Genomic DNA, 13,587 nt, shown 5'->3' on the forward strand with positions numbered 1-13,587 from the left:
CTAACCGAACGTATGAGCAAGCCTTATTTGAGTCTTTCACTAGATATGGACAACCAGTGGTCTTATATGAAGATACACGGTGAAGAAGGATGGGAAAAATACCCTTCTTATCTAGACATTTTTGTACCGCATGTACTTCAAGTACTAGAAGAGCTGGACTTGAAAATTACATTTTTTATTGTGGGCCAAGATGCCGCATTCGCGAAAAATCATCAATATCTAAGGCAAATTGCAGATGCAGGGCATGATATTGCCAACCATTCCTTTAAGCATGAAACATGGCTTCATCTTTATACGAAGGAGGAGATGAAAACCGAAATTGATTCTGCACATGATATTATTTATGAGGTTACCGGAAAAGCCCCTAGTGGATTTAGAGGGCCTGGTTTCAGCTGGAGTGGGACCCTATTGGAGGTTTTAGCGGAAAAAGGCTATAAATATGATGCCTCTACACTACCAACAGTAATAGGTCCATTAGCTAGATTATACTATTTCAGTACATCTAATCTAACTAAAGAGGAAAAAGAAGACAGAAAAGAAATTTTTGGTAAATTTTCCGATGGATTCAAAAAATTGAAGCCCTACTTTTGGAAGACCAATAAGAATCAGCAATTGTTGGAGTTGCCAGTAACAACTATGCCTGTATTTAGAATACCCTTTCACCTTAGCTACCTTATTTATATTAGTAACATCTCATCCAATTTGATGATGTTGTATTTAAATATTGCGATTTTCTTATGTAAAATAACGAAGACAGAGCCTAGCTTTTTATTACATCCGTTGGATTTGATCGGGGGAGACCAAATAACAAGTTTGGCATTTTTCCCAGGAATGAATGTTTCGAGCGAAAGAAAAGTGTTCATATTTAAAAAAGTAATGAAGAAACTGGGTAAACATTTCACCTTAACCGACATGAACGGGCACGTAGATGCCATAATAGACAAGAAGAGCTTAAAAACAGTGCAAGTGCCAAACTAAAAAGTGAAAAGATAAAGTTTCTTCTCCTTTAATGAAGAATGGCAGAAATTTATCGTATTGATTTATCTCTTTGTCGGTATCTATATGTATACCTCGTTATTTTTCATAATTTTGAATAATTTACTTGTACCCTTTACAAATAGCTTAGATTCTCACATTCAAGCTCTTATACCAAAACAAAATACCAATATGCCAACCATATCCGACAAGATTGATTTAAAAAAGCCCCTTGTTTCTATTATTTTACCTGCATATAATGAAGAAGCGATACTCGAAAAAAATGTATCACTTCTGTATGATTATTTGAATACGTTAGATAATTCATATAACTGGGAAGTCTTAATCATAAATGACGGAAGTACGGATAACACCATGACAATTGCCAATTCACTTGCAAAGTCAAAGGACAATTTACGCGCCTATCATCATATAGTGAACAGAAATCTAGGCACAGCCCTAAGAACAGGCTTTAAACATAGTAAGGGTAAATATGTTATTGTTTTAGATATTGACCTAAGCTATTCACCAGACCATATAGGAAAACTTTTATCAGAGATAATGACTACAGAAGCCGATGTGGTTATTGCTTCTCCCTATATGAAAGGAGGCAAGAACACAGCAGTGCCGCGTTTAAGGTTACTATTAAGTAAGACTGTAAACTACATGATGCGAGTAGCATCACGTTTAAAAATTTATACTTTTACTGGAATGGTCAGGGCTTACAATGGTGATTTTATACGGTCATTAAACACCAAATCAAGCACCTTTGACATCAATACCGAAATCATACTAAAAGCATACATATTAAGAGCCAGAGTTATTGAAATACCAGCACATTTAGACTGGTCCGAACAACAAAAGCTTGGTAAAACGCGTACATCAAGTCTCCGCATTGTAATGGGGATATTTAATGGTCTTGCCAATAGCTTTATTTTTAGACCGTATATGTTCTTTTGGGTATTGGGGTCGATTACTTTTGTTCTCTCCCTTTATATTATTATATGGATTTTCATTAATACCTATGGTGTATATCCTATGACAGCAGAATTAGCACATGGTTTTGAAGATCGTTTTTCTTACGCAGTGTCCGAAGTTTTCAGACAAAGGCCATATTCGTTTATTGTTGGTGGTACCACTATGATTATATCTATTCAATTATTGGGTCTTGGCTTCATATCTTTGCAGAAGAAAAGATATTTTGATGAACTGTTTCATCTAAATTCAGCCATACTCAAAGAAACCAAAAAATCATAAGAACGGTCGATGGTCAAAAAAATATTTAAGAAAGATTTTTTACCTCTTTTACCTTTATTCATTTTATATACTCTTGTAGTAGTACTGTTTTCTTCCAACAAATTAATAGGAGACGAGAGTAGGTACTATCACTATGCGGTAAACATTTCCAATGGCTTTTTTGAGGAAACTGAAAATCCAAGTTTTGGTAACGGCCCGGCCTACCCTACAATCATTGCACCTTTTATTGCCTTGGGAACAAATCTCTTATACCCAAAACTAGTTAATGCGTTACTTCTTTTATTTTCAATAGTTTACTTTAAAAAAACTATCGAAATTTTTTCTAATAGTAAAAACAACATTTATTTTATTTACCTATTGGGTCTTTACCCTCCTGTAATAAGATGGTTACCCTACCTTTATTCGGAAACCTTGGCATTTTTTGCTACATGCGGATTATTGTATTACGTGGTAAAAATATTTCAAAGTGAGAAATTCACCCTTAAAAGCCTTGCCTTACCATCACTATTTCTGGCACTACTTATACTGGTAAAGGTTATCTTCCTCCATGTAGTTTTGCTAAGCTTACTGCTAATATTAGCATTTGCAATAGTTTCAAAAAGTAACAGGGCTCAATTAAAAAAATGCTTTTTAATCCTTGTATGTGGTTTTGCACTTATATCTCCATACCTACTATATGCATATTCCATAACTGGCAAGTTATTATATATAGGTACCGCTGGAGGAGAAATTTTATACCATCGCGCAAGCCCTTATGAAGAAGAACTCGGAAATTGGTTTTCATTTGATGACGTTCTATATGGAAATAGCAAAAGCTATGAACCTGATGGCGCATATGATAATCTCGAAAAACTATCCTTAAACCACAGAGATGCCTTTATAAAGTTAGAACCGCTGACTAATATTCAAAGAGATAGCGCTTTGAAGTCAATGGCTATTGCTAATATGAAATCTCACCCAATTAAATACATAAAGAACACTGTTGCAAACGTTGGAAGATTAGTATTCCATTATCCATTCTCATATAGAAATCAAAATATGAACACCTATGGATATACCATTCCTAACATGTTCGTTTTATTCTTTTGGATTTTATGCCTTTACCCTTTCATAATAAATAGAAAACACGCGCCTTTTGCCATAAAAGCTCTGATGCTATTTACACTAATCTATGCCTGTGGCATTATATTATTAGATGGTAGGGGTAGGAACTTTATAGTTATGGTCCCTACAATGACGTTGTTCATTGCCTATCATTTTCTTAAAGTGATTAAGATATCTATTGTAAGTGAAAAAAATTGACGTTTATAAATAACCCGTATAATCCTTTTTTATTTTCTGGGTTTATATCTTATTAATTGGGAGCAACCATAGAATAAGAGTCTTTTCCATAATCTGTATCTCCAGGCTTACGGGTTATCATCCGTACCGTTCCAAGATATGTTTCAAGTTGGGAAGCCCCTTGTTCCACAGACTTTTGCACTTTATCACCATCTCTCCATGGCCATTTATAAATACCCCATTTGGCATTTCCTCCCCAAGGGTGTGAATCATAAATAGTCTTGGTTTGTTTATTATAAAACTTTTGCCCATTTATCCAGACTTCCAATAGACCATTGGAGCTATCGCCCCAAATAGCATGGACAACAACATCTATAGTTTCACCTGCTTTAGGAATAATACCAGTAGCAATATAATCAGGATAATTAACGTGATTCACTATGTATATTTCACCTGCCTTACCACCATATTGACCTTCTCTATTAACCATTAGCTCCGTATGAGGAGACTTTCCTGATATTCCCGGATGAACTTGAAAAAATAGCCATTCATTATTTTCATCAATAACATAGTTATTGCCAAATGAATAACTCCACCCAAACCATTCCTCGGTTCCTTTTGGATGGCGAACATTCCATGGTTCCGTTCTTACTTCTGCTCTAATATTATAATCTTCACTACACCAATTTGCAACATTAGGACTATTAGGGTTTACACTAAATTTAAGTCTATCCCCTGATTTAGTTACCTGCTGCTCGTCACATTGAGAATCAATATATAACTGTTTATCGCTAAACGAAACTCCCGAGCTTCCTGACCATGTAGGAAATGCAATATCTCCCCAACACCAGACTTTATTTCCTGATTCCCCGGCTGTTTTACCACCAGTGCTACAATCAAGAGGGCCTACCTCTACAGCTTCAATTACATTAATACTTAAAGATGAAGTACTAGTAAGACCTTCAGCATCCGTAACCGTTAGCTCCACTTCATAAATGCCAGCGGTTTCAAACGTATGCGATGCATCCGACTGGTCCGAACCGTTTCCGTCCTTGAAGTTCCATGAATATCCCGTAACCCCAGTATCGTCAGTTGATCCGCTGCCCGTAAAGGCAACCTGTAAATGCCAGCGGTTTCAAACGTATGCGATGCATCCGACTGGTCCGAACCGTTTCCGTCCTTGAAGTCCCATGAATATCCCGTAATCCCAGTATCGTCAGTTGATCCGCTGCCCGTAAAGGCAACCTCCAACGCAACTGTTCCTGAAGTTTTATTCGAACTTATCTTGGCTACCGGTGCCGTATTTTCTTTTGATTCCACAGTGATGGAAACCGTTTCCGTGTTCGTCAGACCTTCCGCATCCGTGACCGTTAGCTCAACAGCATAAGTGCCAGCGGTTTCAAAGGTATGGGAAGCATCCGACTGGTCCGAACCGTTTCCGTCCTTGAAATCCCATGAATATCCCGTAATGCCCGTGTCATCCGTTGATCCGCTGCCCGTAAAAGCAACCGCCAATGGAAGTGTTCCTGATGTCTTGTCCGCACTCGCTTTTGCAACCGGTGCGGTATTTTCTTTTGATTCTACAGTGATGGAAACCGTTTCCGTGTTCGTCAGACCTTCCGCATCCGTAACCGTTAGCTCCACTTCATAAATGCCAGCGGTTTCAAACGTATGCGATGCATCCGACTGGTCCGAACCGTTTCCGTCCTTGAAATCCCATGAATATCCAGTAATGCCAGTATCGTCAGTTGATCCGCTGCCCGTAAAGGCAACCTCCAACGGAACCGTTCCTGAAATTTTATTCGAACTTATCTTGGCTACCGGTGCGGTATTTTCCGGACCGGTTACTTTTATAATTATAACATCTAAAGCTGATATCCCTTCTTCGTCTTTTACCAATAAGGTAACTTCGTAATTGCCGGCCTCAACAAAGGTATGCTCAGTATCTACCGTACTAGCCGTTTGACCATCTTTAAAATTCCAGACATATGAAACAATAGCCTTGTCATCAGATGAATCTATAGCATTAAAAGAAACCTTTAAAGGAGCTTCACCATTGATCGGGGAACCGTTGGCAACTGCCACAGGAGATTCATTTGTTGGAAATGGAGAACTAGGAAGCGGATCAATATTTGTATCCGTATTATCTTCCTCTGGACCGGACTCCTGCTCTTCTACTATAACGGAAACCGTTTCCGTGTTCGTCAGACCTTCGGCATCCGTGACCGTTAGCTCAACAGCATAAATGCCAGCGGTTTCAAACGTATGCGATGCATTCGACTGGTCCGAACCGTTTCCGTCCTTGAAATCCCATGAATATCCCGTAATCCCAGTATCGTCAGTTGATCCGCTGCCCGTAAAGGCAACCTCCAACGCAACTGTTCCTGATGTCTTGTCCGCACTCACTTTTGCAACCGGTGCGGTATTTTCTTTTGATTCCACAGTGATGGAAACCGTTTCCGTGTTCGTCAGACCTTCCGCATCCGTGACCGTTAGCTCAACAGCATAAGTGCCAGCGGTTTCAAAGGTATGGGAAGCATCCGACTGGTCCGAACCGTTTCCGTCCTTGAAATCCCATGAATATCCCGTAATGCCCGTGTCATCCGTTGATCCGCTGCCCGTAAAAGCAACCGCCAATGGAAGTGTTCCTGATGTCTTGTCCGCACTCGCTTTTGCAACCGGTGCGGTATTTTCTTTTGATTCTACAGTGATGGAAACCGTTTCCGTGTTCGTCAGACCTTCCGCATCCGTAACCGTTAGCTCCACTTCATAAATGCCAGCGGTTTCAAACGTATGCGATGCATCCGACTGGTCCGAACCGTTTCCGTCCTTGAAATCCCATGAATATCCAGTAATGCCAGTATCGTCAGTTGATCCGCTGCCCGTAAAGGCAACCTCCAACGGAACCGTTCCTGAAATTTTATTCGAACTTATCTTGGCTACCGGTGCGGTATTTTCCGGACCGGTTACTTTTATAATTATAACATCTAAAGCTGATATCCCTTCTTCGTCTTTTACCAATAAGGTAACTTCGTAATTGCCGGCCTCAACAAAGGTATGCTCAGTATCTACCGTACTAGCCGTTTGACCATCTTTAAAATTCCAGACATATGAAACAATAGCCTTGTCATCAGATGAATCTATAGCATTAAAAGAAACCTTTAAAGGAGCTTCACCATTGATCGGGGAACCGTTGGCAACTGCCACAGGAGATTCATTTGTTGGAAATGGAGAACTAGGAAGCGGATCAATGTTTGTATCCGTATTATCTTCTGGCACCTCGTTTACAGGAGTTTCTTCCTCTGTTTTAGGTTCTGCCTCCTCAGTTGTTGGAGTAACTTCTTCAGGCTCTTCCTCTACACTATCTGGACTCTCCACTTCTACCACTACTTCTTCCTCGTTAGAGGGGACTCCTTCTTCGGAATCAGTTTCTTGCTCTTCCGCAACTACCTCTTCTTCAGTATCAGTATTCTCATTCTCCTCTGCAACCTCTTCACTTGCAGGAGCATCTTCCTCAACACTATCTGTAACCTCCTCTTCTTCGTTGGATGGGGTTTCTTCTTCTGAACCATCTCCATCATCTCTTATTACCTCATTTGTTCCTTCCTCTTCCTCGATTGGGATATCAGTATCGCTAATTACTTCCTCTGGCTCTACTATATATAAATCAATATCGTCAGCACCAACAGCTACCTCATATACAACTATCAAACTACTTCCTTCTTGTGTCTTGTTCTCTTTTGAAGCAAAAGCAAAATGATCACCATCTTTATGATCTAAAATAAAGGTAAAAGGCTCTAAATCCAGTGCTTCAACCTCTAAGTCAATGGAAACCTCTGTATCAATTATATAATCTTGTTTCGTGACTCCTATTAATTCACCAACTTCTGGAGCAGATTTTTCACTGAGCTCTGTTTCTAACCAATCACTAGATTCGCCTTTGTAGACATCAACTTCTCCACTTCCGTCGTAGGTATTAATAACGAACATTAAAGTTGCGGTACTAATTGAGCCTCCAATAGAGTCCAAAGGACTAAAATCGAACATCAAATAACTTGTGCGCTCTTCCTCTTCTAACCGAATGATTGATTCGTCATATCCTTTTCCATTTTGGATGTACGCATCATGTATGGGATAAAGAATAGCAGTCCTAATCTCTGTTTCCACAACAACCGAATCCTCAATTTGAGGAATATCAGGATTATTAGTAGGTTCTTCCTGTTTAATAACGGGACTATTTTCCTCGTTAATTACTACATCTCTTAGAGTATCTGCATCTTTACTACATGCAAGGTTTAATAAAAAAGTAATTCCTATAAAACACAAAAAATAGGACAAAGTCCGTTTGGGGGTGATATTCATAAATAATCCTATTGGGGCAGGGTTAAAAATTTACTATACAACTCGGGCTATATACGTTGCCAATTTACAATTTGGTCGACGAAGTATTCAAAAAAAACGATGAAATACACTTTTTAGTGTAAAACTGATATAATAATTAATTGTGGTAGTACAATAACACCCCTCAAAAAACAATTTAACTCTGGACAGAAATTTTCATTTAAATTTATTTAGTTAACCAATAAAATTCTGCACAAATATTCGGCTCCTGAAAAAGCAGCCTAATTCGATTCAAAATAGTAGATAAAAATATTAACTTGCTGACCTGTCAATCAAAATGGGCATGGTTATTTAATAGGTACACAATAACACCTTAATGATACAATCAAAAAAAGACTATCTAGACTATCTAAGGTTAGACCAAGAGGCTTTGGACATAAAGAGTAATTGGAAAACTCCTCTTAAAGAATTTATTGCTCCTCGCTATGTATGGCAATTTCAAAAAAAACTTAGAAAACTTGAGTATTACAAAAATTGTAGAAGGGATATTTTAGGTAAGCTATATTATGCTTATTTACGTCTTAGATTTAAAAAAATATCAGTAAAATTAGGTTTCTCCATAGCACCAAATGTTTTTGGACCTGGTCTAGCAATTCTTCACTATGGCACCATAGTAGTTCACAATGCAGCTAAAGTAGGTAAGAATTGTAGAATACAGGCCTGTACAAATATAGGGGCATCTGGCGGCAGTATTAAAGCACCTCAAATTGGGGACAATGTTTATATTGGCCCGGGAGCCAAAATATACGGAGATATAACTCTAGGCAACAATATAGCTATAGCTGCCAATTCATCCGTAAGTAAATCTTGCATTGAAAATAATGTTTTATTAGGCGGGTCTCCAGCCAAAATTATCAAAGAAATTGATATTAAAAATGTAATTCCCTACGCCGATTAAGAATAGTTGTTTATCTCAAAATCGTAGTAAAGCATCCAGTTGTGGGCTATTTTCAAGTATATACTTATCTGCATCTTTATGATGGATACCATCCTTACTATCTATAGAGTCATAATAAACAACAGACAGGAAATAGTCCTTTAAATATGCTTCTGGCCTTTTAGAAAACCTCTCAACTACCTCTTTATTATTTAAAGGTAAAGGAGGACTCACCATTTTAAAAACAATTCCACGCTCATTACATAAAGAATCAATTTTCTTTAAATATTTCATATTAATATCTGAAATGTTCAAAGAATCCAACTGGCTTATCTCTGATGTGTTTGAAGCATTTGGCATTTTAAAATTTGAAAACTTATATTTCAAAACTTCCTCTTTCGGGAACGTAGTATTTATATAATCCAATTCGCTCTGCTCAAGACCTTCCAATTGATTTCTAAATGGTTTTATAAAATAATTATAAGTATAATCCTGATTTAAAGATGAAGTTAATGTTAAAGGATTAATCATTAAAATCAGCTTTTCAAAGTTAGAATCGCCATCAACCAAAGATTTCAACAACAAATAGTTACCAGGTAATTCATAACTTTGATTCTCGCAAAGGCAATAATACTCATCATTCTTTACTTTCTTATAAAACTGTTTACACACAGAATCTCCTAGAAGGATTGTATTTGTAGATATCTCTCCTGTAGCCACATTAGATACAAGATCATACACTCCTTTAGCCTTATTTAAGTACAAAGAAACGGGCACACGAAAAAAGAACACCACAAAAACCATGGGAACTCCATAATACTTTAAAAAATGTATCAAGAAATTTTTCAAAACTGGAAGTATATAAATGATTGTTGATTACCGAATTTTGCTGTTATAAAGATTAAAAATATTACCGTAAGCACTAACCATAGTAATTTATTGACATTTGTTAGACGCTCATCCCTTCTGAATAACCATTCAAGAATGACAAATGGCACTATGTAATAATATAAATAATCTTTATATGGTGTATGATATGAAAACTCAGTAAAAAACTTTCCAATAATTGTAATTGCCTTTTCTGTGCTCTCACTTCTAAAGAATACCCACCCTATTGTTACGAAACAAAAATTAACACCCATCTGAAAAGCCTCTTTCAAAGAAGGGAATATGGAATTTTCTGCAACAACGGCTGTTAAGTATTTTCTATTGGTATTTAAAACAAAAGATGGGATATAAAGCATAGCATGAATCAACCCCCATATTACAAAAGTCCAATTAGCTCCATGCCAAAAACCGCTAACGATAAATATTACAAAAATGTTTCTAAGTGACATCCATCGTCCTCCTTTTGATCCGCCCAAGGGTATATACAAATAGTCTCTGAACCAAGTTGAAAGAGAGATATGCCAACGACGCCAGAATTCACCTATATTTCTTGAGAAGTAGGGGAATTTAAAATTTGACATAAGCTCAAACCCAAACAGCTTTGATATACCTATGGCTATATCCGAATACCCACTAAAATCACAATAAATCTGAAAAGCGAAGTAAATTGACCCTAATATAAGCGTACCACCTCCGTAGGTATCAAAACCCGAGAAAATATTATCTACAACAGGGGCTAATGAATCTGCAATCACCACTTTTTTAAACATACCCCAAACTATCAACCGCAACCCTTGAGCGGCAATTTCGGACTTAAACACCCTTCGGTTTAATATTTGAGGCAATAAGTTAGTAGCCCTCTCAATGGGCCCAGCTACCAATTGTGGGAAAAACGACACAAAAGAAGCAAAGGAAACAAAATCTTTGGTAGGCTTAAGGTTACCGCGATACACATCAATAGTATAGGACATTGTTTGAAACGTGTAAAATGATATTCCAACTGGTAATATAATATTCAAAGTCCAAGTGCTTTGCATTTCATACCCTAGAGAGCTAATCAGTTCAACCCAAGATTCTATAAAAAAGTTATAGTACTTAAAAAACCCAAGTACACCTAGATTGAACAGCATGCTTCCCCACAAAAGAAACCGTTTCCTACTTTCTTGAGTCTGGAGAGGAATGCTTTTACCTATAAAATAATCTACCACAGTAGAAAGAAAAATTAAGAATAAAAAGCGATAATCCCACCAACCATAAAAAATATAGGAACTTATTAGTACAAATAAATTTTGAGACTTTAAACTCTTATTGAAAACAGACCAATAGAGAAAAAAAACTATCGGTAAAAAAATAAGAAATTCTATGGAATTGAATAACACTTCCTTGTGGTTTGGCTGTAACTGTTATTATATATTTACAATTCGAATAAAAAAATATCCAAAACCTGAACCTCAATAATAATGCGTTCAGGCCGTCAAAATTAACGCTATTTTCTCACTTAACAATAACAAGCTACTTTCTTTTGACCCGCTATCACAGTTATCAACCATTAATAATGGGAAATAATTAAAAAGTGAATTAGTAATCTTCAGGAAATCATAATAAACCCGCAAATCATGAAACAAACTATCTTGGTACAACTAACGAAAAAGAATCTTTCTTATAATCTGAATCACTAGGTTTTCTTGTAATAATTCGTAATGCACCCATATAAGTTTCCAAATTGGTTATTCCAAGATCCCTTGACTTTTGAACATCATCACCACTTCTCCATGGCCATTTATAAATGCCCCACTTCGCATTTCCACCCACAGGATGAGATGCTCGTACTGTACGTTCTTGTGCATCTACTACATTGACCCCATCTATCCAAACTTGAAGCAGACCGTTATTATCATCTCCCCAAATTACATGGATTACTATGTCTAGGGTCTGGGATGCCTTAGGTATTATTCCTGTAGAATAATAAGTACTTTTACTATCGTCACAATTATTTACCACGAGAACTTCACCTGCGTTCCCAGAACCTGCACCTCCTTCATTTACAGACCACATGGCTATAAGAGGTGTTTTTCCAGCTGTACCCTCATGTACTTGAAAAAATGCCCAAGGATTTTCTTTATCTATAATATAATTATCTCCAAAACTATAACTCCATCCAAACCACTCTTCAGTTCCTGCAGGATGATTAACCTTCCATGGCTCTGTACTTATTTCTGCACGCATATTATATGCATTAGAACACCAATTACCAACTTCTGGATAAGTAGGGTTTATACTAAACTTAAGTCGGCTATCTTCTTTTGTAACTTGTTTTTCGTAACATTCAGAGTTGATTTTCAATTGCCCATTACTAAAGGGAACACCTACTTTTGAAGAATAATCAGGAATTACCACATCACCCCAACACCAGACCTTTAGACCAGTCTCATCTCCCATCGCTCCTTTAGTTTCACAAATAACTTCATCTTTTTGACTAATAGGACCTTCTTCCTGAACAGGAATGTCATCTGTTAAAACCTCATTTTCTTCAGAGTCTATCACTTCTTCTACTGAATCGGAACCTTCAGGCTCAATTACTTCATTTTTTCCATATAACTCATCTTTCTGTACAATAGATTCATCTTTACCACAGGAAAAAAAACAATTCAACACGAGAATAGATAGAGTTATTTTCAACACTTTCATAACAAGTAGGTTTAACTATAGTTAAGAAGTGGCTAAAGCAATCTTAACTATTGGATTTGGGTATAAACCTAACGGAGGCATGAATGCGTTTAGTACTTTGCAGAGATGTCGCTCATCGAAAAAATATCATCTATTTTTATCGATAAAGTGTTCAATTAAAAATAATGTGGATCGAGGAGTAAAAAACTATGGGGAAACCAGCATATATGAGTTGTTAAGATAATCTTTATCTTCTGGTTTTCTGGTAATAATTCTTAAAGGCCCCATGAATGTCTGTAAGTCAGTAATGCCTTGTTTTTGCGATTTTGTTACTCCCTCAATACTGCGCCATGGCCATTTATAGATACCCCATTTTGCATTACCCCCAACAGGATTTGAAAAACGAATGGTCCTAGCTTGACGGTCGTGAACGATTTCCCCATCAATCCAAACCTGTAAAAGGCCGTTATATGCGTCACCCCAAACAACATGTACTACTATATTTAATGTTTGGCCTGCTTTCGGAATAATTTTAGAAGGATAAAAGTGATTACCATAATTACTGGATGAGTTTACAACATGTATTTCACCCGCATTGCCACTGCCTTGTCCACCCTTATTCATAAACCATAAAGCAATTAGGGGTGTTTTTCCTCTAGTGCCTTCATGTACTTGAAAAAAAAGCCAAGGATTATCCTCATCAATTATGTAATCATCACTCAATGTATAACTCCAACCAAACCATTCTTCAGTTCCTTTAGGGTGATTTACCAACCACGGCGAGGTACTGATCTCTGCTCGCATATTAAATTCATTATCACACCAATCACCAGAAGGAGGAACTACAGGATTAATAGTAAATTTAATCTTTCCTTTTTCTATTGTTACCTGTTGCTCAGAACATTCAGAATCTACCTTAAGTTGGTTATCACTAAAACTAACGGACTTTTCTCCTTTGTAGGACGGAATATTAACATCTCCCCAGCACCAAACTTTTAAACCTGTATCATGCGCTTCCCCTCCTTTTGTTTTACAGATTGAATCTCCTTTTGAATTATAACGATCAAGATTCATATTATAACTTTTTTCTTGTAAAAAAGCCTGTTTGCTAAGCTCTATGGAATCCTGAAACCAACAAACCACACTACTTATATCACTTGATATTGAGAGTGTTCCTATAATAAGAAGTATTGTTATGAGTTTCATTGGTTGTTAAAAGAATTACTCTGTTTACAATCAAA

9 protein-coding genes and 2 pseudogenes are annotated in these 13,587 nt (G+C 37.0%); 4 read left to right on the forward strand and 7 right to left on the reverse strand.

Going from position 1 to position 13,587, the window contains the following annotated elements:
• Nucleotides 1-12 precede the first annotated feature (12 nt).
• From IWB64_RS04695 to IWB64_RS04705, 3 genes are all read left to right on the forward strand, one after another.
• Nucleotides 13-978, forward strand: coding sequence for a polysaccharide deacetylase family protein (locus tag IWB64_RS04695; RefSeq protein ID WP_194532901.1), 966 nt, complete (start codon nucleotides 13-15; stop codon nucleotides 976-978).
• Between the two features lie 189 nt (nucleotides 979-1,167).
• Nucleotides 1,168-2,232, forward strand: coding sequence for a glycosyltransferase family 2 protein (locus tag IWB64_RS04700; protein WP_194532902.1), 1,065 nt, complete (start codon nucleotides 1,168-1,170; stop codon nucleotides 2,230-2,232).
• 231 nt (nucleotides 2,233-2,463) lie between these two features.
• The gene (locus IWB64_RS04705; RefSeq protein WP_194532903.1) at nucleotides 2,464-3,534 is read left to right on the forward strand and encodes a hypothetical protein; all 1,071 of its coding nucleotides are present in this window, start codon (nucleotides 2,464-2,466) and stop codon (nucleotides 3,532-3,534) included.
• Between the two features lie 52 nt (nucleotides 3,535-3,586).
• On the opposite strand, the gene IWB64_RS04710 is transcribed toward IWB64_RS04705, so the two are convergent.
• From IWB64_RS04710 to IWB64_RS04715, 3 genes and pseudogenes are all read right to left on the reverse strand, one after another.
• Nucleotides 3,587-4,501, reverse strand: coding sequence for a heparin lyase I family protein (locus IWB64_RS04710; RefSeq protein WP_194532904.1), 915 nt, complete (start codon nucleotides 4,499-4,501; stop codon nucleotides 3,587-3,589).
• Nucleotides 4,502-4,573 (reverse strand): annotated as a pseudogene (locus tag IWB64_RS20610) (hypothetical protein); the annotation flags it as partial. It lies immediately after the preceding gene.
• A 44-nt stretch (nucleotides 4,574-4,617) separates the two neighbouring features.
• Nucleotides 4,618-7,875 (reverse strand): annotated as a pseudogene (locus IWB64_RS04715) (PKD domain-containing protein); the annotation flags it as partial.
• Between the two features lie 355 nt (nucleotides 7,876-8,230).
• Between IWB64_RS04715 and IWB64_RS04720 the strand changes: the two are divergent.
• Entirely contained in the window at nucleotides 8,231-8,812 is a 582-nt protein-coding gene (locus tag IWB64_RS04720; protein WP_194532906.1) for a serine O-acetyltransferase, read from the forward strand.
• Nucleotides 8,813-8,827: 15 nt separating this feature from the next.
• Here the strand turns inward: IWB64_RS04720 and IWB64_RS04725 are convergent, their stop codons facing one another.
• The 4 genes from IWB64_RS04725 to IWB64_RS04740 all read right to left on the reverse strand — a co-directional run bounded on the left by IWB64_RS04725 (nucleotide 8,828) and on the right by IWB64_RS04740 (nucleotide 13,552).
• Complete coding sequence (locus IWB64_RS04725; protein ID WP_194532907.1) at nucleotides 8,828-9,640, reverse strand: hypothetical protein; 813 nt, start codon at nucleotides 9,638-9,640, stop codon at nucleotides 8,828-8,830.
• Nucleotides 9,637-10,650: an MBOAT family O-acyltransferase gene (locus IWB64_RS04730; protein ID WP_317171952.1), complete on the reverse strand. Its 1,014-nt coding sequence runs from the start codon at nucleotides 10,648-10,650 to the stop codon at nucleotides 9,637-9,639. The genes IWB64_RS04725 and IWB64_RS04730 overlap by 4 nt, the downstream gene beginning before the upstream one ends.
• 655 nt (nucleotides 10,651-11,305) lie before the next feature.
• Nucleotides 11,306-12,367 carry a heparin lyase I family protein gene (locus IWB64_RS04735; protein WP_194532909.1) on the reverse strand — a complete coding sequence of 354 codons (1,062 nt, stop codon included), beginning with the start codon at nucleotides 12,365-12,367 and terminating at the stop codon, nucleotides 11,306-11,308.
• A 186-nt stretch (nucleotides 12,368-12,553) separates the two neighbouring features.
• On the reverse strand, nucleotides 12,554-13,552 hold the full coding sequence (locus tag IWB64_RS04740; protein ID WP_194532910.1) for a heparin lyase I family protein: 999 nt from the start codon (nucleotides 13,550-13,552) through the stop codon (nucleotides 12,554-12,556).
• Nucleotides 13,553-13,587 lie beyond the last annotated feature (35 nt).

The sequence above is a fragment of the Zobellia nedashkovskayae genome, from assembly GCF_015330125.1.
Lineage (GTDB): Bacteria > Bacteroidota > Bacteroidia > Flavobacteriales > Flavobacteriaceae > Zobellia > Zobellia nedashkovskayae.

Excerpts from the sequence above, each read along its gene's own strand:
- IWB64_RS04695 (WP_194532901.1), top strand. The coding sequence starts at position 13 with ATGAGCAAGCCTTATTTGAGTCTTTCACTAGATATGGACAACCAGTGG.
- IWB64_RS04730 (WP_317171952.1), bottom strand. The coding sequence starts at position 10,650 with ATGTCCTATACTATTGATGTGTATCGCGGTAACCTTAAGCCTACCAAA.
- IWB64_RS04740 (WP_194532910.1), bottom strand. The coding sequence starts at position 13,552 with ATGAAACTCATAACAATACTTCTTATTATAGGAACACTCTCAATATCA.
- IWB64_RS04720 (WP_194532906.1), top strand. The coding sequence starts at position 8,231 with ATGATACAATCAAAAAAAGACTATCTAGACTATCTAAGGTTAGACCAA.
- IWB64_RS04700 (WP_194532902.1), top strand. The coding sequence starts at position 1,168 with ATGCCAACCATATCCGACAAGATTGATTTAAAAAAGCCCCTTGTTTCT.
- IWB64_RS04735 (WP_194532909.1), bottom strand. The coding sequence starts at position 12,367 with ATGAAAGTGTTGAAAATAACTCTATCTATTCTCGTGTTGAATTGTTTT.